Annotated in this window: 20 protein-coding genes; 8 read left to right on the forward strand and 12 right to left on the reverse strand. The window is 65.8% G+C overall.

Features of this window, described 5'->3' with window-relative positions; genetic code table 11:
* The first annotated feature begins 88 nt into the window (after positions 1 to 88).
* The 5 genes from AB0J29_RS21670 to AB0J29_RS21690 all read left to right on the forward strand — a co-directional run bounded on the left by AB0J29_RS21670 (position 89) and on the right by AB0J29_RS21690 (position 6,165).
* Positions 89 to 1,555 (forward strand): NAD(P)/FAD-dependent oxidoreductase, encoded by a 1,467-nt coding sequence (locus AB0J29_RS21670; RefSeq protein ID WP_364788910.1) that lies wholly within the window; start codon positions 89 to 91, stop codon positions 1,553 to 1,555.
* Between the two features lie 136 nt (positions 1,556 to 1,691).
* A complete protein-coding gene (locus AB0J29_RS21675; RefSeq protein ID WP_364788913.1) occupies positions 1,692 to 3,806 on the forward strand; it encodes an ATP-binding cassette domain-containing protein in 2,115 nt (704 codons plus the stop codon).
* A 70-nt stretch (positions 3,807 to 3,876) separates the two neighbouring features.
* Complete coding sequence (locus AB0J29_RS21680) at positions 3,877 to 4,614, forward strand: energy-coupling factor transporter transmembrane protein EcfT (protein WP_364788916.1); 738 nt, start codon at positions 3,877 to 3,879, stop codon at positions 4,612 to 4,614.
* 17 nt (positions 4,615 to 4,631) lie between these two features.
* Positions 4,632 to 5,315: a hypothetical protein gene (locus tag AB0J29_RS21685; RefSeq protein ID WP_364788919.1), complete on the forward strand. Its 684-nt coding sequence runs from the start codon at positions 4,632 to 4,634 to the stop codon at positions 5,313 to 5,315.
* 211 nt (positions 5,316 to 5,526) lie between these two features.
* Positions 5,527 to 6,165, forward strand: a complete 639-nt coding sequence (locus tag AB0J29_RS21690) for an ammonium transporter (RefSeq protein WP_364788922.1) — start codon at positions 5,527 to 5,529, stop codon at positions 6,163 to 6,165.
* Positions 6,166 to 6,229: 64 nt separating this feature from the next.
* Here the strand turns inward: AB0J29_RS21690 and AB0J29_RS21695 are convergent, their stop codons facing one another.
* The gene (locus AB0J29_RS21695) at positions 6,230 to 7,471 is read right to left on the reverse strand and encodes a lipase family protein (protein WP_364788925.1); all 1,242 of its coding nucleotides are present in this window, start codon (positions 7,469 to 7,471) and stop codon (positions 6,230 to 6,232) included.
* A 269-nt stretch (positions 7,472 to 7,740) separates the two neighbouring features.
* On the opposite strand from AB0J29_RS21695, the gene AB0J29_RS21700 reads away from it, so the two are divergent.
* Positions 7,741 to 8,388, forward strand: coding sequence for an isochorismatase family cysteine hydrolase (locus AB0J29_RS21700; protein ID WP_364788928.1), 648 nt, complete (start codon positions 7,741 to 7,743; stop codon positions 8,386 to 8,388).
* Positions 8,389 to 8,432: 44 nt separating this feature from the next.
* On the opposite strand, the gene AB0J29_RS21705 is transcribed toward AB0J29_RS21700, so the two are convergent.
* The 5 genes from AB0J29_RS21705 to AB0J29_RS21725 all read right to left on the reverse strand — a co-directional run bounded on the left by AB0J29_RS21705 (position 8,433) and on the right by AB0J29_RS21725 (position 13,354).
* Positions 8,433 to 8,612, reverse strand: coding sequence for an antitoxin (locus AB0J29_RS21705; protein ID WP_364788931.1), 180 nt, complete (start codon positions 8,610 to 8,612; stop codon positions 8,433 to 8,435).
* A gap of 91 nt (positions 8,613 to 8,703) precedes the next feature.
* The gene (locus AB0J29_RS21710; RefSeq protein ID WP_364788934.1) at positions 8,704 to 11,013 is read right to left on the reverse strand and encodes an ATP-dependent DNA ligase; all 2,310 of its coding nucleotides are present in this window, start codon (positions 11,011 to 11,013) and stop codon (positions 8,704 to 8,706) included.
* 48 nt (positions 11,014 to 11,061) lie between these two features.
* Positions 11,062 to 11,451: an antitoxin gene (locus AB0J29_RS21715; protein WP_364788937.1), complete on the reverse strand. Its 390-nt coding sequence runs from the start codon at positions 11,449 to 11,451 to the stop codon at positions 11,062 to 11,064.
* Positions 11,452 to 11,485: 34 nt separating this feature from the next.
* Positions 11,486 to 12,628: an MBL fold metallo-hydrolase gene (locus tag AB0J29_RS21720; protein ID WP_364788940.1), complete on the reverse strand. Its 1,143-nt coding sequence runs from the start codon at positions 12,626 to 12,628 to the stop codon at positions 11,486 to 11,488.
* Entirely contained in the window at positions 12,629 to 13,354 is a 726-nt protein-coding gene (locus AB0J29_RS21725) for an enoyl-CoA hydratase (protein WP_364788943.1), read from the reverse strand.
* A gap of 90 nt (positions 13,355 to 13,444) precedes the next feature.
* On the opposite strand from AB0J29_RS21725, the gene AB0J29_RS21730 reads away from it, so the two are divergent.
* Complete coding sequence (locus tag AB0J29_RS21730; protein WP_364788946.1) at positions 13,445 to 14,572, forward strand: NAD(P)-binding domain-containing protein; 1,128 nt, start codon at positions 13,445 to 13,447, stop codon at positions 14,570 to 14,572.
* Positions 14,573 to 14,730: 158 nt separating this feature from the next.
* Here AB0J29_RS21730 and AB0J29_RS21735 read toward each other — a convergent pair whose 3' ends face one another.
* The 6 genes from AB0J29_RS21735 to AB0J29_RS21760 all read right to left on the reverse strand — a co-directional run bounded on the left by AB0J29_RS21735 (position 14,731) and on the right by AB0J29_RS21760 (position 19,750).
* Positions 14,731 to 15,600 carry an aldo/keto reductase gene (locus tag AB0J29_RS21735; RefSeq protein WP_364788949.1) on the reverse strand — a complete coding sequence of 290 codons (870 nt, stop codon included), beginning with the start codon at positions 15,598 to 15,600 and terminating at the stop codon, positions 14,731 to 14,733.
* A 106-nt stretch (positions 15,601 to 15,706) separates the two neighbouring features.
* The gene (locus AB0J29_RS21740) at positions 15,707 to 17,215 is read right to left on the reverse strand and encodes a carboxyl transferase domain-containing protein (protein WP_364788952.1); all 1,509 of its coding nucleotides are present in this window, start codon (positions 17,213 to 17,215) and stop codon (positions 15,707 to 15,709) included.
* 317 nt (positions 17,216 to 17,532) lie between these two features.
* Positions 17,533 to 18,135, reverse strand: a complete 603-nt coding sequence (locus AB0J29_RS21745; protein ID WP_364788955.1) for an ATP/GTP-binding protein — start codon at positions 18,133 to 18,135, stop codon at positions 17,533 to 17,535.
* On the reverse strand, positions 18,116 to 18,490 hold the full coding sequence (locus AB0J29_RS21750) for a DUF742 domain-containing protein (RefSeq protein WP_040686485.1): 375 nt from the start codon (positions 18,488 to 18,490) through the stop codon (positions 18,116 to 18,118). The genes AB0J29_RS21745 and AB0J29_RS21750 overlap by 20 nt, the downstream gene beginning before the upstream one ends.
* A gap of 7 nt (positions 18,491 to 18,497) precedes the next feature.
* Entirely contained in the window at positions 18,498 to 18,911 is a 414-nt protein-coding gene (locus tag AB0J29_RS21755) for a roadblock/LC7 domain-containing protein (RefSeq protein ID WP_011207200.1), read from the reverse strand.
* Positions 18,908 to 19,750: a hypothetical protein gene (locus tag AB0J29_RS21760; RefSeq protein WP_364788958.1), complete on the reverse strand. Its 843-nt coding sequence runs from the start codon at positions 19,748 to 19,750 to the stop codon at positions 18,908 to 18,910. Before AB0J29_RS21760 ends, AB0J29_RS21755 begins: the two co-directional genes overlap by 4 nt.
* A gap of 135 nt (positions 19,751 to 19,885) precedes the next feature.
* On the opposite strand from AB0J29_RS21760, the gene AB0J29_RS21765 reads away from it, so the two are divergent.
* Positions 19,886 to 20,442: hypothetical protein (locus AB0J29_RS21765; RefSeq protein ID WP_364788961.1), on the forward strand; the 557-nt coding region annotated here is incomplete at its 3' end.

Below are 20,442 nucleotides of genomic sequence, written 5' to 3' on the forward strand. Positions count from 1 at the left end.
TTGCGGGTCCCTCGAAATGATCAGTCCCGATATCCGACCAGCAGTCCTAGAGTGGAACTCACCTACAGTGCTGTGAGGAGTGCCACATATGACAGCTGGCGAGCGACCCACGGTCATCATCATCGGTGCCGGTTTCGGCGGCATCGGGATGGCAATTGAATTGCGGCGCAACGGTTTCGACAATATCACCATCCTGGAACGCGGCACCGATATCGGCGGGGTCTGGCGGGAGAACACCTATCCCGGCGCGGCCTGCGATGTGCCGTCGCCGCTGTACTCGTTCTCTTATGAGCCCAAGCCGGACTGGCCGCAACGCTATTCCGGACAGGCCGCGATCCACGACTACCTGCGCGGCGTCGCCCAGCGGCACCGACTGCTCGAGGCGATCCATTTCGGCGCCGAGGTGACCGACGCCGAATTCGACGACGACTCCGGCCGCTGGACCGTGCAGACCAAGGACGGCACGGCCCGAACCGCCGACGTGCTCATCTCCGCGGTCGGCCAATTATCCCGGCCCGCGCTACCGAATATCCCCGGCATCGACACCTTCACCGGCCAGGCCTTCCATTCCGCCGAATGGGATCACGGCGTCGAACTGACCGGTAAACGCGTCGCCTGCATCGGTACCGGCGCGAGCGCCATCCAGTACATTCCGGAGATCCAGCCACACGTCGAACACCTCACGCTGTTCCAGCGCACACCGGCCTGGGTGCTGCCCAAATTCGATACCGACTACACCCCGATCCAGCACAAACTCTTCGCGCGCCTGCCCGGCGCCCTGCTCGTCGAACGCTTCGGCTGGTGGGCCATCACCGAATTCATCGCACTCGGCCTGGTCGAATTCCCATCTATCGCCCGGTGGGTCGCGCAGGTCGCGTCGAAGCATCTGGAAGAACAGGTTCCGGATCCGGAACTGCGCGCCAAACTCACCCCCGACTATCCGGTCGGCTGTAAGCGCGGCTTGTTCTCCAACGACTACTTTCCAGCGCTGGTCGAGCCGAATGTGACGGTCGAGACCAGCGCCATCACCGAAATCGTGCCGAATGGCGTGCGCACCGCCGACGGCACGGTGCACGAGGCGGAGGTGATCATCTACGGCACCGGATTCAAGGGCACCGAATTCCTGTGGCCGATGAATATTTACGGCCGCGCGGGCCGCAAACTCGCCGATGCCTGGCAGAGCGGCGCACACGCCTACTACGGCATTACCGTGCCCGACTTCCCGAATCTGTTCCTGGTCTATGGACCGAATACCAATCTCGGCGTCGGCTCGATCATCTACATGATCGAATCGCAGGCCCGCTATATCCGCCAAGCCGTCCAGTTGCTCGCGGAACGTCCCGGCCATGTACTCGAGGTGCGGCCCGAAGCGGAGGCGCAATTCAACACCGCGGTCCAGGAACGCCTCGCGCGCACCCCGTGGAACTTCTGCTCCAGCTGGTATCGCACCACTTCGGGCCGGATCACGAATAACTGGCCGGGGCGGCAGCTCGCCTATCGCCGTCGCGTCCGCAAGCTGAAGGCCGCCGATTACGAGCTGACCCGGGTCGCCTAGCGAGCGCAGCTCGCACATCACCACAACCACCATGTGGGGATAACGGAGCCGAGTGCCAGCGCGGCGCAGTCATGACCACAAGGTCTCCACAGAAAGACCACACGAACTGTCCACCGGATCCTGGCAGACTTGTCCCGTGAGTGATCTGTCCACCCGCCCCGTCGAGCGCGGAGCGCTGCGCCCGATCGAATTGGCGGCGGGGGCGGTGCTCGGTGGTGCCACCGTCGCGCTGGTGACCATCGGCGCGCTGTTTCCGATCGCCGCGGCACTGCAGCTGGTCGCGGCGGTGCCGATGGCGATGATCGCGCACCGCTATCGGCTGCGCGCCCTGATCACCGCGACCGGTTCGGCCATGCTGGTCTGCTTTGTCGCGGCGGGCATCGCGCCCGCATTCGGCATTCTCAGCTCGGCCACCATCGCGGGCATTATCGGCACGGTCAAACGACGACACGGCGGCTTGCCCGCGGTGCTCGGATTATCGGCACTCGCTGGTCTCGGCTTCGCGACCTTCGCCGTCGGATCGCTGTTCATGCTGTCGCGGTCCCGGAATCTGCTGTTCAACACCATCCGCAGCACCGCGGAGGGGCTGGAGCGCACGGTCGCGCGCCAGCCCCAGCTGGAACCCTTCGGACGCGGGGTCGCCGACGCCGCGGACGCCGCGATCCACTGGTGGTGGGTCCTGATCGGCGGCGGTGTGCTGGTGGGCATCATCGCGACGGCGGTGTTCTCCTGGTTCGTACTCGGCTCGGTACTCGATCGACTGTCCTGGCTCCCCAGCGAGGATCGGCTCGACGCACCGCCCGACGACCGCCCCATCGCACCGCTGCCGGTGCGGCTGCGCGAGGTCGGCTTCCGCTATCCGGGTGCGCCGGTGGATGCGTTGTCCGGGATCGATCTCAGGGTCGACATCGGCGAATTCGTGGCCATTGTCGGCCACAACGGATCCGGCAAATCGACGCTGACCCGGCTGCTCGCGGGATATCCGCCGACCACCGGCAGCGTGGACCGGCCCGGCGCGGCCGGCCTCGGTCACCTGGGTGGCACCGCACTGGTGTTGCAGCGGCCGGAGAGTCAAACCCTCGGCGTGCTCGCGGCCGACGATGTGGTGTGGGGTTTGCCCACCGAACTCGCCGCCGCCGTCGATATCGATGGCCTGCTGCGCGAGGTCGGCCTGGACGGTATGGGCGATCGCGAGACCGCGACCCTGTCCGGCGGCCAGCAGCAGCGGCTTGCGGTGGCCGCGGCATTGGCTCGGCGCCCAGCCCTGCTCATTGCCGACGAGGCCACCTCGATGATCGATCCGAACGGTCGCCGCGATCTCGTCACGCTCCTGGCCGGACTGCCCAAACGCCATCCGATGGCGGTGGTGCTGGTAACTCATCACGAGGCCGATACGGCCGCCGCCGATCGGGTGATACATCTGGCCGGCGGCCGGACCGTCGAGCGACTGCCCGCCTGGCCGCGCCCGGTCAGCGAGATCCGACGCCGCCCGATGGGTGAAACCATCCTGCGGTTGAATGATGTCCGCCACACCTACAACCATGGAACACCCTGGGCCGCACCGGCTTTGCATGGCGTCGACCTGACCGTCCGGCGTGGCGAGGCGCTACTCGTTGTGGGTGGCAATGGATCCGGCAAGTCGACGCTGGCCTGGATCATGGCCGGATTGATCGAACCCAGTTCCGGCCGTTGCGAATTGGGCGGCAAGCCGATCGCGAAACAGATCGGCCGGGTGGAATTGGCGTTTCAGCACTCCCGTTTGCAGCTGCAGAAACAGACGGTCGGCGACGAAATCGCGGACTGGGGTGGACGAGCCACCGGATCCGGCGCGGTCGGACGCGCGCTGGATGCGGTGGGTCTGGATCGCACACTCGCCGCACGCTCCATCGAGAAACTCAGCGGCGGCCAAGCCAAACGCGTAGTGCTCGGGGCCATTGTGGCCAGCCACGCGCCGGTCGTCGTACTGGACGAGCCGCTGGCCGGACTCGACCCGCAGGGTCGCGCCGAAATCGTGGAACTGCTTGCCCGCCTGCGCAATTCCGGCCTCACCCTGATCGTCATCTCCCATGACGTGCACGATATGGCCGCGGTCTGCGACCGGACCGTCCATCTCGAGGCCGGACGCATTCTGGAGGCCGATTCGATCCTCGACACCGCGAATGCGCGTGCCCACCAGACAGATTCCCGCTCGGCGATGCCGGAACCACGCCCCGGCGATCCGGCGTGGCGACTCGGCAACGGAGGTCGGTAATGAGCGAGCGCACATTCGATACAGCCGCCTCCGCGGTCATGACGGAGCCGAGCGTGAGCGAGGCGCAATCATGACCGCGGTGCTGTTCCGCGAGGTGCCGGTTTCGAGTCCGGTGCACCGCCTCTGGGCCGGAACCAAGATCATCGGGGCGTTCCTGATCAGCGTGGTGCTGATGTTCCTGCCGTCCTGGCCGGTGCTCGGCGTGATGGTCGTATTCCTGATCACGATCGGGGTGGCGGCCCGATTGCCGCTGAGCACCCTGCCGCGCCTGCCGTGGTGGTTCTGGGCCATGCTCGGTGTCGGCGCCTTGCTCAATGTGCCGGTGGGCGGCGAAGCCTTGCTGCGCTATGCCAATGTCACGGTTTTCGGCCTGATCCTGCTGGCCGCCTCGTTCCTGATCGCCTGGACCACCCCGATGGGCGATATTGCCCCCGCACTGGCCAAACTCGGTGCCCCACTGCGCAAATTCCGGGTGCCCGTCGACGAATGGGCGGTGGTGATCGCGCTGACATTGCGTGGCCTGCCGCTGCTGATCGACGAGATCCGAGTGCTGCGGGCGGCACGCCGACTGCGGCCGAAGGACAGCCTGGTCAATCGCGCCGCCGATAGTCCGCTCGTCGATATCCTCACCGCCGCCATGGCGGTATCCAGCCGCCGGGCAACCGAACTCGGCGAGGCCATCACCGCGCGCGGCGGCACCGGCCAGCTCACCGCCCGCCCGAGCGCCCCTGGACGCAATGACGCGATCGCGCTGACAATTGTTGTCGCGGTCTGCCTCGGCGCGATCGTCCTCGATCTACTCACCTGATCGGCGATACTGGCCCTGTGCCGGACCAAGACGATGTGCCTGCCTGGCAACGCAAGACCGAGGGTGAGTCGCGGTGGGCCGCGACACTCGCCGTGCTGGTGATCGTGGTTCTGCAGGTCGCGCCGCGGGAACTTCGGCAGCAGCCGGCCTGGCTGCTGCTGCCCCTCCTCGAGGTCCTGTTGCTCGGTGTGCTGGTGGTGGCGAATCCATTCCGGCTCAACCGGGAACAGCGTTGGCTGCGCAACTGGGGCCTTCTGCTGACCGGGTTGTTGAGTCTGGCCACGGCGGTTTCGGCGGGTCGACTGGTGTTCCAACTGATCGAAGGGGCCCTCACCGATCCCGTGGAATTGCTCGTATCGGGTGGTGCGGTCTGGTTGACCAATGTGGTGGTGTTCGGACTCTGGTACTGGGAGTTCGATCGCGGCGGACCCGCGGCGCGCGCGCATGCGCGCAAGCCGTTGCCGGACTTCCTGTTCGTCCAGATGCAGAGTCCAGAGCTGACCGAACCCGAGTGGGAGCCACAGTTTCTGGACTATTTGTATCTGGCGTTCACCAACGCGACGGCGTTCAGCCCGACCGATGTGATGCCGATGTCGCGATGGGCGAAGGCGACGATGATGCTGCAATCGGCGATCTCCCTGGTGTTGGTGATCTTGGTGATCGCCCGCGCCATCAATGTCTTGCACCAGCCGGGGTCGTGAACGAATAGCGAAGAGCTATAACGAGATTCGTCATACAGGCATACTTTTATACCCCGAAAAGCATTCCTCTTAATGTTTTGTACGCGGTACGGTGTGCTCGGAGTGCGTTCTTTAGATCACATCGTGGCTCCGCACGGCGTCGGGGGGAGGAATTTTCCGGTGTGGAGTGTTGCTACCGCTTGCCAGAACTGATGAAGATTGGACAACCGGAATGATTTTCCGCAAGATCACCGCGATCGCCGTGCCGATCATCGCCGCCATCGCGGTCGGCGCGGGCACCTCGTATGCGCAGGCGGGTGCCGTGCCCGATATCGGATACGAGGCAAAACTGGTGGGCGACAAGATCGTCACCACACTGACCAACGGGTCCTTCAAGGTGTCCGCGAACACCGTGGATGTCAAGGACATCGCCGGCAATACGGTGGTCACGCTGCCGCTGTCGTTCCGGCAGGACGGTCTGGAATTCGCACTGCCGCATGAGATCCGCGACGCGGGCACGGTATTGGAGCTGACCGCGGTCAAGGACTACACGCAGGCGCGGCCGGTGGCGACACCGATCGCGTCGCCGCGCGAGAATCTGCGCGCGCAGGATAACTTCCTGACCCAGTTCGGCATTGCCACCGCTATCGGCGGCTTTCTCGGCACGGTAGTCGGCGCCATCGTCGGGCTCACCGGCATCATCGGCGGGCCGGCCGTCATCGCCAGCGTCATCGCGGGCGCGGGCATCGGCGGCATTATCGGCACCATCGTGGTCGGCGGACCGGCACTGATCATCGCGGGCATCGATCTGGTCAGCACCCTGGCCGCCGAGCCCGGCACCACCAAATGGCAGGACAATCCGGTCAAGTAGGACGGCGAACAGCACCGGCCGATGCGGCGCGCGGCAAATACTCGTAGCGCGCCGCATCTTTCGTTCACCGGCTGTGACAGCCGGGCGCTACCGGAACACCCGCGAAGCGATCAGCAAGAAAACCCATCGCACCGGCCGCTTCACCGATAGCGGCCACATTGTGTCCGGGCAGCGGCGAATGTACGAAAGTGAGGTCGGCCCCCTGTGCGCAGTATCGGCCGACCAGATCGGTGAACCCCGCGACCGGGACCACATCGTCGGTTGTGCTGTGATACAGGTACATCGGCATGATCGGCGCACTGCCGCCCAGCTCCTGCCGGTCGGTCGCGGCCCGAAATACCGGATGGGACAACACATCCGGCACCGCCGAGAAATCATCCACATGCGCATTGCCGTACTTGACGATGAAATCCGGTCCACAGGCCGAGGCATCCTCGGCCAGGGCGATGCGACCGCGTTCGTTGAGCAGTTCCGGCACACCGGAATTCGGATCATTCTTTGCGATCGCGATCAAGACGAGCATGGCCAGGCCCGCCTGCACGGTGCCATCGACACCCTGGGTCGTGGCGGGCCAATCGGCGGGCACCCCGCCGGAGGTGATCCCGGCGAACCGGATATCGGGCGCATACTCCGGTTGTATCTGAGCCGCCCACAGCGTCGCGAACGCACCGCCCGAATAGCCCCACGCCCCAATGGGACTCGCCGGACCGACGCCGCCCGGTGCGAGCGCGCGAGCCGCCCTGATCCCATCGAGCACCGCACGGCCGGAGTTGACGCCATCCAGGAATCGGGAATCCGGCCCCTCGTAATCGCTGGCCACCACCGCCCAGCCGCGGCGCAGTGCCTCGGCGATAAACAGTGTGTCGATATAGGTATTCGCGGCGCCGAGATCCCAGCCGCCCCGCAGCGCGTACGACGGCGCGCACCGGGTGTCGAGACTGTCCTCGGCGATCTGATACGACAGCAGCGGCCGCTGGCCCGGACCGAGCCACAGCCAATTCGGCACCAGGACGGTGGCCGTCCCCGCGATCGGCGAACCGTTCGTATCGCTGGTCCGGTACTGCACCTGCCAGGCCGTAACCGGCAGCGGCAGACCATACAATGCGAACGAGCGCGCCTGCAGAATGGCGCCGGCCGGCTGCGGCGCCAGATCGATCGATGCCGGGTGGAACGGATCCGGATCCGGGCTCGGCACCGCCCTGGCAACCGGAACGAATGCGAATGCCACGACCGCGAGAACGAGCGGGATGGTTTTCGCGCCGGATCTCCGGTTACTGCTGACGAATGGCGCAGACAAAATCTTCATCGGGGCCTCCAGTGATCCGACGCGGCGCGACGCACAATGCGCCGGGAACGCGTCGGCGCCGACCTCGATGTCATCACGGTACTGCCTGATCAGAGGCCCAGCAACGGTCATCGGCGGGCATCGGCGACGCCTCACGTGTCCGATTTCCGACATGGTTACAGTTGGGACTGAGCGCGCCGCGGCGCGCTTCGAAAGCAGCTATCGCGCAACCGAATCACGTCCGGCCGTTCCGCCGGCCGTGATCGGCATCGAACAGGAGTGAGCTGACCATGCGGCATGGCAACGGACTGGACATTCCCGAAGAACTCGCCGATGTGTGTGCGCCGCACCGCATGGCGGTGATCGTCTACGACATGCAGGTCGGTGTGCTCTCCCAACTTCCGGACGGTCCGGAGATCGTCGAGCGGGTGACGCGGGTGGTCGAGGCGGCCCGGCGCGGCGGTTATCCGATTATCTTCCTGCGGCATTTCTTCCTACCGCGCCGCCTGAGTGGGACCTTCGCGCTGCGAATGGCCATGAGCTGGCAGCAGGTCGACAATGTCGATGACGTGAAGTTCATCCTGCAGCGCGATACCCCGGCCTTCGAGCTGGTTCCGGAGTTGCGGCCGACGGCGGATGAGGTGGTCTTCGACAAGACCTCGATGTCGGCATTCGAGGGCACGCCACTGGCCGCGGTGCTGCGCGATCTCGGCATCGGCGCGTACGCGATCACGGGTGTCGCGTTGGAGATCGGCATTGCGCCGACGGTCACCCATTCGACCGATCTCGGCTTCGTGCCGGTGATCATCAGCGATGCCGTGGGTGGCCGCGATAAAGCGGCAATGGCCCGCGCCTACAACGATTTCGAATTCCAGGGGCACGCGATGGTCACCGACAGTGCGACCATCATTCCGCTGCTCGCCCGCGAACAGAGCTGACCGTGGGAATGGCGGATCGGCATATCCGGTCCGCCATCGGCGATTCAGCCGTCCTGGTGGATGGCCTTCTTGGCGGCCTCCTGCGCGGCGTCGACCTGGCTCGCGAACTTGCCGTCGGTCTGCTTGTCGACGAGATCGCCCACCTTATCGATGGCCGTATCCACCTTGTCCGCATTCTGCTTGGCCAGATCCAGCGCCTTGTTCGCCAGGTTCTTGAAATCCACCGTGCACTCCTCGTTTTCGAGCCGACACAACCGCGAACAAACGATACCCAGCGAACTCCCCGATGACCCGGCAAACCATCAGCGACCGCCGTCACATCTCGCTCAGCCAGGCCGGATGCCAGAGGCGACCGGTCTTGGTCCAGTTCATGAAGCGCACGGTGCCGCCGAGCTTCGGGGTCACCCACACCACGTCCTCGCGTTCCTCGGTAGTGAGGTCATTGTCGAACGGGGTGGTCTTGCGCACCAGCTTGCCGAGTTCTTTGGCCAGCTCCCGCATGACCGGCTCGCTGAACCCGGTACCGACCCGCCCCACGTAATACAGCCTGCCCTCGTGTGGAATGCCGACCAGCAGCGATTTGAAGTCGCGGGCATCGCTGCGCCGCCAGCCGCCGATCAGCACCCGCTGGGTGCGCCAGTTGCGCTGCTTCACCCACGAATGTCCGCGCTTACCTGGCAGATATACCGAATCCTTGCGCTTGGCGACCACACCTTCCAGCCCGTGTTCCTGGCTGTAGCGCAGCGCGTCGGCGCCGGAGCCGTCCAGTGGCGGCGACACCCGCAGCGACGGTGCGTTGGCGGCGAGCGCCTCCAGTACCCGGCGCCGATCCGAATACCGTTTGCGGATAAGGGAAGTCCCGTCCAGATACAGCACGTCGAAGGCGACGAAGACCGCCCGCGCCGCATCGGCCTGTAGCAGACCGACATTGGCGACGCCGTGATCGTCGAACACCACGGCCTCGCCGTCGAGCACCACATCGTGTCCGGCCAACTCCTCGGCCAGCACCGCCATGCCGGGATAGCGTTCGGTCACCACATTGCCTGCCCGGCTGCGCAGAGTCAGTGTCCCGGAAGCTATTTCGACGATCAGCCGGAAGCCGTCCCATTTGGTTTCGAAGCACCATTCGACATCATCGAGCTCGGTGACTTCGCCGGGCGTGGCGAGCATCGGCGGTAGGCCGCGCGGAAAGTGCCCGGGCCCAGCCGGTCTCGGCACGATGTACGCCGCTTTCGGTCCGACCGAACCACTGGAGACTCGATCGGCCGCCTCCTCGGCCGGATTCTGATCGCGCATGATGTGCATCAGCCATTGCGTGCCATTGGTTCGGATCATCGCGTAACGGCCGCGCAGCCGCTTACCGTGAAAGGTGACGATGACCTCGTCCTCGCGCCACTTCTCGGTGTCGTAGGTACCGGAATCCCAGATCGTCATCTCCCCCGCACCGTACTGTCCTTTCGGGATAGCACCGTGAAAGTCCAAGTACTCCAGCGGATGATCCTCGGTGTGCACGGCGAGCCGATTCTGGTCCGATGAGATCGGCGGCCCCTTTGGCACCGCCCACGACACCAGCACGCCGTCGCGTTCGAGCCGCACGTCCCAATGCAGCCGCCGTGCATGGTGTTCCTGGACGACGAACCTATTGTCAGCCCCCGGCATCGGCGTTTCGGACGGCACCGGTTCCGGGGTCGCCGCGGCATCGCGCATCGATCGGTATTTCGTCAGTGCATCGCCGGCCGAGGTGGGTGGATCCAATTCGGCGAGCAGATCGCCGCCATCGCGCCAGCGGGCGAGCACCTCGTCGAAGCGCAAGTGCCGCAGCTTCTTCCGGTTCTCCAATTCGGCCCAGGTGCGCGGTGCGGCCGCATTCGGTTCGGTCCGGCCGCGCAGCGAATACGGTGCGATGGTGGTCTTGGACGGATTGTTCTGACTCCAGTCCAGGAAGACCTTCCCGTCGCGTGCCGATTTCGCCATTGTCGCGGTGACCAGATCCGGATGCAGCTTCTCGAGATTCGTCGCCACCTGCTTGGCCACGGTGGACGCGCCGCCCGGACTCAACTCCCGATCCAATGGCACATAGATGTGAATTCCCTTGCTACCACTGGTAACCGGGAAGGCGTGCAGTCCGATGCCCTCGACCATCTCGCGCACCGCGAGCGCGACCCGCGCGCATTCGGCGAGTCCGGCACCCGACCCGGGATCCAGATCGAAGACCAGCCGGGTGGCGTGGCCGACCTTGTCACCGTCGAAACGCCATTGCGGAACATGGACTTCCAGCGCCGCCTGCTGCCCGATCCACGCCAGCCCGGCCTCGGAATCGATGACCGGATAGACGACCTTGCGGCCGGAATGTTCGATGGTGTGGCGCTCCAGCCACGACGGCGCGTGCTCGGCGAGATTCTTTTCGAAGAAGGATGATTCGTCGACCCCGTTGGGCCAGCGCTTCCGGGTGACCGGTCGCCCGGCGATATGCGGAAGCATCGCGGGTGCGATAGCCGAGTAGTAGGCAATGACCTCGCCCTTGGTGGTTCCGGTCGCCGGGTACAGCACCTTGTCGAGGTTGCTCAGCTCAACCTCGATATCCGGCCGGTCCGGGCCGCCACCGAATTTCCGGCGGGTCACCATAAAGGAAGTTTAGGGCGGGGACCGACAGAAAACGGTCCCCGCCACAGATCATGCCTGCGGTTGTCCGGGTTCCTTCGGCTTGGGAGCAGACGGCTCCTCCGACGCGGAAGCAGACGGCTCCGGCGCAGGCGGCTCCTCCGATGGGGGAGCATACGCCTCCGACGCGGGCGGCTCCTCCGACGCGGAAGCAGACGGCTCCGAGGCAGGAGCGGACGCCTCCGGCGCGGGAGCAGACGGCTCCGGTTCGGGCTGGTCCGAGGGCACCGCCTTCTTGGCGGCCTCCTGCAACTTGTCGATCTTGTCGGAGTATTTGTGGCCGGTCTTCTCGTCGATGAACCCACCGGCCTTGTCGACCGCTTCGTTGATTTTGTCGGCGTTCTTGGCCACCGTTTCCCTACCCTTGCCGACCAGGCCTTTCAGGGTATCCGCGAGACTCATGTCTGCATTCCTTCCTGTCGACGAACCGATGTGCTCACCCGATATCCTCCCACCAGGAATCCCGGCTCGGCAGGTCATCGGGGTCGATGCGCTGACCGGGCACCGGCACCGCCACCGCGGTACCGGCTGCCCGCGCCGCCTCGACCATCCGGCGTACCGGCTCCGACCACCCGTGGAAGGCCAGATTGAAAGTTGCCCAGTGGATCGGCACCAGCAGTCCGTGTCCGGGATCGCCGACGCCTAGGTCGGCATGTGCCCGCACCGCCTCTTCCGGGTTCATATGCACATCCGGCCAGGCCTCGTCATAGGCCCCGATCGGCAGCAGGGTCAGATCGAACGGTCCGAGCGCGGCACCGGCCTGCGCGAAAGCCTTGGTGTATCCGGTATCACCGCCGAAGTAGACCCGCCGCGTCGGGCCGACGATGGACCAGGACGCCCACAGTGTGGTGTTGCGGACCAGACCGCGGCCGGAGAAGTGCCGCGCCTCGGTACAGGTGAGCACCAGCTCCATACCATCGCGCTCGCGGCCCAGCGACGCAAGGGAAACCGAACCGCCCCAATCCAATTCGACAATCCGGTGTTCGGGCACACCCCAGTGCCGCAGATGCGCGCCGATGCCGATCGGCACCAGGAAGGGCGCGCCCTGTTCGTGAACCAGCTGACGGATAGTCGCCTTGTCCAGATGGTCGTAGTGATCATGCGAGATCAGCACGGCGTCCACCTGCGGCAGCTTCGACAGCGGCGTCGGCACCGGATGCAGCCGGGCCGGGCCGACCAGCGCGGACGGCGAAACCCGTTCGCTCCATACCGGATCGGTGAGAATCCGATACCCGTCGACCTCGATGAGTGCCGATGCGTGCCCGTACCAGGTGACCGCGAGATCGGCGGCCTCGGTCGGCACGTCGGGGGTGGCCAGCGGCACCGCATTGCGCGGACGACCGGCATTGCGCCGGGTCAGCGCCGAGAACAGCAGGGACGGAGCGGCGCCCGAAACGAACTGGGTGCTCGGCTCGGTGTTGTGGAACTGTCGATTGCGGTAGCTCACCGCGCCAGTGGCGTGCGGCTGAATGGCATTGATGGAGGCGCCGATCGCCGATGGGATGTCCCACACCGCGCGTGCCACCCAGGTGACGCCGAATGCCGCGGCGGCAATGCCGACTATCTTCTTCAGCGTCATTTATCGCCCCACAAATTTCGCGGCGCGTTTTTCTTCCCTGGCCAGCCGCCCCTCCTTGGCATCTTGACTGGTCCACGCCGCCTCCAGTGCGGCACGCTGCCGCGTACCCTCCGGATCTCGGGTGCCGTCATCGTTGAATTCCAACTTCATATGCCGTAGCGAGAGCGGGGCCAGCTGGGCGATCGATGTGGCCCACTCCTGCGCGTCGGCCAGCGTGCCGAGTCGGTTGGCGAAGCCGAAGGCGTAGGCATCGGCGGCCGATACCGGTCCGGCGCCGAACAGCATGGTCCGGGCCGGGCCGCCCCCGATCAGCGATACCAGCCGCCGCACGGTCCAGCGGTCGACGGTGATGCCGAGCTTGGCGGCCGGAATGGCGATATAGGCTTCGGGCTCCATGACCCGCAGATCCGAGGCCAGCGCGATCTGCACACCCGCGCCGAGCGCAGCGCCGTTGATCGCCGCGATCACCGGGACCGGGACCGATTCGATGGTGCGCAGCATGTCGACCAGGGCCGCCAGGAATCCCTCCGAGTAAACCCTGGACAGGTCAGCGCCCGCGCTGAAGATGGATCCCTCACCGGTGAGCACGATCACCCTGGCCTCCTCGGCCGCGGCCGACACCGCTTCGCGAAGCCCAGTCACGAGTTCGATGTTCAGCGCGTTACGCCGCTCTGCGCGCTGTAGTTCGATGGTGACGACATCGCCATCGCGGCTAACTTCGAGCATGCGTTCTCCCCAACTGACCGGTTCGAGTGGTTACATCAACTCTGCCACAGGCCATGGCGCGTACCGACCAAGCCGTTACGATCTCCCTTTGTGCCGAGAGACTTCTCCATCCTGGTGATCGGTGCTGGTCAGGCAGGGCTGTCGGCCGGTTACCACCTGCAACGCCTCGGATTGCGCCCGGAACGGGACTTCCTCATCGTCGATCACGCACCGGGACCCGGCGGGGCCTGGCAGTTTCGGTGGCCATCGCTCACCTTGAGCACCGTCAATCGCGTCCATGACCTCCCAGGCATGTCGTTCGCCGAGACATTGCCACCCGATTCCGATGCGGTGCCCGCCGCCACCGCAGTGCCACGCTATTACGAGCTGTACGAGAAGCGATTCGATCTGCGGGTGCACCGACCGGTCTCGGTGACCGTGGTCTGCGATCGCAATGCCGACGGAACCCCGTGTGCCGCAGGGCCGGATCTCGCGGCGGGGCGGGGCACGACGCTGAATGTCGAGACCGATAACGCGGGCACGATCCGGGTACGCGGCCTGATCAACGGCACCGGCACCTGGGAGCACCCCTTCATTCCGCACTATCCGGGCGCGGAGACCTTCGCCGGACGGCAACTGCACACCCACGACTACCGCACCGCCGCGGAATTCGCCGGCAAACATGTCGTGGTGGTCGGCGGCGGGGTGTCGGCGGTTCAGTTGCTCGATGAGATCTCGCAGGTCACCACCACTACCTGGGTGACCCGACGCGAGCCGGTATTCCGTGACACACCGTTCGCCGAGGAGGACGGCCGCGCCGCCGTCGCGATCGTGGAGGACCGGGTGCGGCATGGCCTGCCGCCGGGTTCGGTGGTTTCGGTCACCGGATTGCGACTCGACGATCGACTGCGCGCCGCCCAGGCCCGCGGGGCGCTGCGGCGGCATCGGATGTTCGCGAGTATCGAACCGAATGGGGTGCGCTGGGCCGACGGTTCGTTCCAGTCCGCCGAGGTGATCCTGTGGGCGACCGGATTCCGCAGTGCCCTGGACCATTTGGCCCCGTTACGCCTGCGCGGTCCGGGCGGCGGCATCACCATGGCCGGCCGCCTCGCCACCCAGGTAGCCGTCGACCCGCGCATCCACCTGATCGGCTACGGCCCATCCGCGAGCACCATCGGCGCCAACCGGGCCGGCCGCGCCGCAGCCCAAGAGCTGACGCGACACCTTGATTTGATCTAGCCAGTACTCAGCATTGGAACTCCCGTCGTTCCGGCGAAAGCTGGAACGAGACCACTGATTTCGCACGGACATGGGTAACTCACCGGGTACGCCCAAAACTCGCGTGGCGCACGACGCAGGACCTGAACGCGACTCATGCGGCACCCGACTGGTATGGCCTAAATATTCGGGGAGGCGGGCAGCCCGGCGGTGAAGGTGGCTGGATCCGGACCGATGCGAGCGTCGTTGTCGAGTGTGTTGATGGCGTTCATCTGGTCGCGGGTGAGTTCGAAACCGAAGACATCGAAGTTGGCTGCTATCCGGGACGGGGTGACCGACTTCGGAATGACCACAATGCCCTGCTGGAGGTGCCAGCGGATGATCACCTGGGCCGGGGCCCGGCCGACCTCTTCGGCGATGGCGACGATGGTCGGATCGTCGAGCAGTGTGCCCTGCCCGAGTGGGCTCCACGCCTCGGTGGCAATGGCATTCGCATCGTGGAACGCGCGGAGCTCGCGCTGCGCCAACCGGGGATGCAGTTCGATCTGGTTGACGGCCGGGATCTCACCGGTCTCGCCGATGATCCGCTTCAGATCGGCGACGGTGAAGTTCGATACCCCGATCGAACGGACCCGGCCCTGTGCCTTCAGAGTCTGGAACGCCTTGAAGGTCTCGACGAAGCGATCGGCCTGCGCCACCGGCCAGTGGATGAGATAGAGATCGAGGTAGTCCAGGCCGAGCCGAGCCATGCTGGCGTCGAAGGCGCGCAGCGTGGAGTCGTAGCCCTGATCCGAATTCCACAGCTTGGTGGTGACATAGACCTCGTCGCGCGGCAGCCCGGATTCGCGGATGGCGCGGCCGGTGCCCTCCTCATTGCCGTAGATCGCGGCGGTATCGATGCTGCGATAGCCCACCTCCAGCGCGGCGGTGACGACCGGCTGGACGTCGTCCGGCGGCACTTGGAACACACCGAAGCCGAGCTGCGGGATCACGTTCCCGTCGTTCAGCACGATCGGGGGAATGGCGCTGGTCTCGCTTCTGAAGGTCACCAACCGACCGTAGAAGTGCCGCGCCGCATCGTCAACGAGAACCCCTGGTGTGTTGACCACTGGTTTGCCGAACGTGATCGCTTTTGTCCGGTTTGGCAGAGATCGGTCAGCACTCGGGAAGGCCGAGGCGGCGATAGCGGGTGTGGCGGGACGCGCGGATTTCGGCCAGCGGACGGGTGCGCAGCCCGGTCAGTTCGTCGGCGATGGCGGCGACCATGCGGCGGGCGAAGTCGACCGGTTCATCGGCGGCGTCCGGAAATTCCGGGACGATCCGGTCGACGACGCCGTCGGCGAGCAGATCGGCGGCCCGGATGCCCTGTGCTCTCGCCAATTCGAGGGCATGGGCGGTATCGCGGTACACGATCGCACTCGCCCCTTCGGGCGGCAGCGGCGCGAGCCAGCCGTGGGTGGCGGCCAGGACCCGGTCGGCGGGGAGCAGGGCCAACGCGCCACCGCCGGTGCCCTGACCGAGCAGGACCGAGACAGTCGGGGTATCCAGGGTCACCAGATCGGCTATGCAGCGGGCGATTTCGGGGGCGAGCCCGCGCTCCTCGGCTTCCTTCGACAGGGCCGCACCGACCGTATCGATCACCAGGACCAGCGGCAGCCGCAATTCCTGGGCCAGCGCCATACTGCGCCGGGCCTCCCGTAACGCGGCCGGGCCCATGGTGTGTTCACCCTGCTGCCCCGAACGATCATGGCCGAACACAATGCACGGCTGGCCCCGAAAGCGAGCCAGCGCATGCACTATGGTGCGATCGGATTCGCCCTGACCGGTACCGCTGAGCGGAACCCGTTGCGTCACATGGCGTAACAGGTCACGGATTCCGGGCCTGCCCGGACTGCGCGAGATCCGAACCGATTCCCAGGCCGCGACATCCGGAGCCGCATTCGCGACCCGGTGTACCGGTGCGGCCCAACCAGATTCCGCCGCAACAGGATCCGGCACGCCGCCGAGCACGCTCAGCGCGCGATGGGCGATACGGCGGAACACCGAAACCGGGAGCACCCCGTCGATCACGCCGCTGCGGTACAGATTCTCCGCGACCTGTACGCCCTCCGGAAAATCCTTGCCGTACAACGCCTTATAGACGCGAGGGCCGAGAAAGCCGATGAGTGCGCCGGGTTCGGCAAAGGTGATGTGCCCCAGCGAACCCCAGGACGCGAACACGCCGCCCATTGTGGGATTGCGCAGATAGACCAGATAGGGATGCCCGGCCGACTTGTGCGTCGCGACCGCACCCGCGATCTTCACCATCTGCACGAAAGCGATTGTGCCCTCCTGCATTCTGGTACCACCGGAGGTCGGTGACGCGACCAGCGGCAGGCCGAGTTCGGTGGCTCGCTCGACCGCCGAGACGATGCGCTCGGCCGCGGCCACCCCGATCGAACCCGCCAGAAATCCGAACTCGCAGGCGATTACGGCCACGCGTCGACCACGCAGCAGACCTTCGCCGGTCAGCACGGCCTCATCGGTGCCAGCCGCCAACTCGGCCTTGCGCAGTTCCTCGCGATACCGCGGGGATGCGGCCACCGTCACCGGTGGCCGGTCCCAGCCGATAAACGAGTCCGAGTCGAGCAGTTGCCTGAGCAACTCCCGCGCCGAAGTCCTCATCGAGCGAGCTTACAGCGTGTCTGGGAAACCCCTTTCGGCTTTCCAGGCACCACCCTTCTCGGAGGTCTTCCGTGCACAGCACAAGACCGCACACCTCGGTTTCCACGCTCCATCCGGGGTGGTTCCACCCGCACCGGCATGCTGGCCAGCGCCGCCGGCGTCCACGGACGTTGGTCGCCGAGGCTCGCGCTTCGGGCTCCCGGACCCGAGGCAGTGTCGGTGCCCGGATAGACGGCAGTCTGCCACCGGGCACCGACAGAGCTCTCAGTCGACCTCTCGGCCAGTCGATTCGGAGTGGGTCCGGCGGGCGCGAACGCTCAGTTGCCCTGCATGACCTTGCGCAGTGCGTACTCGGTGAGCGAGACCAGCGCCTGCTTGGCAGGCTCACGACGACGGGCGTCGATGGACAGGATCGGCACATCCGCAGGCACCGCGAGGGCCTGGCGGATGTCCTCGATCGGATACCTCGGCGAGTCGTCGAATTCGTTGAGCGCAACCAGGAACGGTAGATTGCGCGCTTCGAAGTAGTCGACGGCCGCGAAGCTGTCCTCGAGTCGGCGGGTGTCGACCAGCACCACGGCGCCGATGGCGCCGCGGATCAGGTCGTCCCACATAAACCAGAAGCGGTACTGGCCCGGCGTACCGAACAGGTACAGCACCAGATCGTCGGCGAGGCTTATCCGGCCGAAGTCCATCGCGACCGTGGTGGTCGACTTCATCGGAATACCGGTCAGATTGTCGATTCCGGTACTGGCATTGGTCACCAACGCCTCGGTGCGCAGCGGAACGATCTCCGAGACGGCACCCACCAACGTGGTCTTACCGACGCCGAAGCCGCCAGCGACCACGATCTTTGCCGAAGTCGGCTTGCTGGTGCGGGTATCGACCTGTGCCGTCGAATTAAATACGCCGGAGTCCACTGAGAACCCTTTCGATCAGCTCGCGACGTTCATCGTCGCTGGAATCGTCTTTCAAAGTTGCCGAAACTCGCACATGCCCGGCCTCGATGAGGTCGGCCACGAGCACGCGGGCCACCCCGATGGGGATACCCAAACGCGCTGCCACTTCAGCAACGGACGGCGATTCTCTGCACAACTCCACGATGGACGTCTCGATGTTGGTCAGTTCGAACTGCCGCTCCAGGGCGACCGGATGCGATGCGACAAGCGCCTCCAACGCCAACTCGACCGCGGGCCTGGTACGGCCTGCAGTCAAGGAGTACGGGCGAACGAGACTCGGCTCGGCGCTTCCCATGCGGTGATCGTCTATGTCCATCCCACCATCAGGAACCCATCGTGACGCGTGGCGTCGCCTGCACCGTCTGGCCGACACGCTCGACCAGCAGGGCCATTTCGTAGCCCACCTGGCCGATATCGCAGGAAGTATTGGTCAGCACCGCGAGATACGAGCCGTCGCCGACTGCCATGAGTAGCAGGTAGCCGTGCTCCATCTCGACCACCGACTGCAGTACGGTGCCGCCCTCGAATAGATTCGAGACGCCTACCGAGAGGCTGGCCAGTCCGGCGGTAACAGCCGAGAGCTGCTCGGCACGGTCCACGGGCAGCTGCGCGCTCGCCGCCATGAGTAGGCCGTCAGCCGAAACCAGGACGGCATGAGCTACGCCAGGAACCTCGTTGGCGAAGTTCGAAACCAGCCAATCCAGCTGACGATTCGTACCACCTAGATCGGGGTTCATCGGTCTCCTTTATCTCCGGTTAGGTTCATTGCCTTCATTGCGCGGCCATCCCGGACGCCCTGCTGGTGACGACTCAAGCTGGACCTGATCGTTTCTGGATCGCGACGCGGTGTGCGATCAGCGTTGCCGGTGACACCGCCGGGGACCAGCCTTCCGCCCGGATTGCGCTGAGGCAAACCGGCGGCCGTCTTCGTTTCGGCTTGGGCCTCGCTGGCGCGGCGCGCCGCCTGCCAGCCCTCGTCGCCCGGTGATTCGAAGGAGGAGGCCACCTGGGACCGGTCCGCATTCGGATCCGAGAGCCACGCCGACATCATTTCGGCGAAGATCGGCGTCCCGCCCATGACCGAATCGGAGTCGACCGCGGGCTGCAACCTGGTCTGGAAGAACGACGCCGCCTTCTCCGGATCAGGTTTGAAGCTGTGCCGGCCCGGATCGCGCGGTGTGGTCGTTGCCCCGCTCTCGGAAACCGCGGGGGTCTCACTGCTGACGGCGGGCTGGGCCGCACCGCGATCGCGTCGCGGCAGACCGACACCCGGCGGAACTTCCTTGCGCGGCAGTACGGTTGCACCCGGATCGCGCTGGGGCAGACCGGTCGGGCCCGGCTCCCGCTGCGGCAGGCTGTCGCGGGACGGTAGCAGACTGTCGCGCTGGGGCAGACCGCTCGGCGGCGGCGTACCCTGCTGACGCTGCGGCAGACCGTTCGGAGCCTCGCGCTGCGGCAATCCGCTCGCGGGCGACTGACGCTGCGGCAGACCGGTGGCACCCGACTCCCGCTGCGGCAAACCATTCGAGGCCGAATCCCGTTGCGGCAGACCACCCGTGCTCTCACGTTGCGGCAAATCACCCAGAGCATCACGCTTCGGCAGACCACCGGAAGCAGAATCCCGCTGCGGCAAGCTCGAGCCGGTGTCCCGCGGCGGGACACCCGTCAGACCGGACTCCCGCTGCGGCAAACCATTCGAGGCCGAATCCCGTTGCGGCAGACCACCGGTGCTCTCACGCTTCGGCAAACCACCCAAGGGATCACGCTGCGGCAGACCACCCGTGCTCTCACGCTGCGGCAAATCACCCAGAGCGTCACGCTTCGGCAAATCACCCAGAGCATCACGCTTCGGCAAATCACCCAGAGCATCACGCTTCGGCAAATCACCCAGAGCATCACGCTTCGGCAAATCACCCAGAGCGTCACGCTTCGGCAGACCGCCTGTGCTCTCCCGCTGCGGCAAACCACCCAGAGCATCACGCTGCGGCAAGCTCGAGCCGGTGTCCCGCGGCGGGACACCCGTCAGACCGGACTCTCGCTGCGGCAAACCATTCGAGGCCGAATCCCGTTGCGGCAGACCACCGGTGCTCTCACGCTTCGGCAGACCACCCGTACTTTCCCGCTGCGGCAAACCACCCAAGGGATCACGCTGCGGCAAACCGCCCGTGCTCTCCCGCTGCGGCAAACCACCCAAGGGATCACGCTGCGGCAAACCGCCCGTGCTCTCCCGCTGCGGCAAACCACCCAAGGGATCACGCTGCGGCAAAC

The sequence above is a fragment of the Nocardia sp. NPDC049707 genome (assembly GCF_040674855.1).
Taxonomy (GTDB): domain Bacteria; phylum Actinomycetota; class Actinomycetes; order Mycobacteriales; family Mycobacteriaceae; genus Nocardia.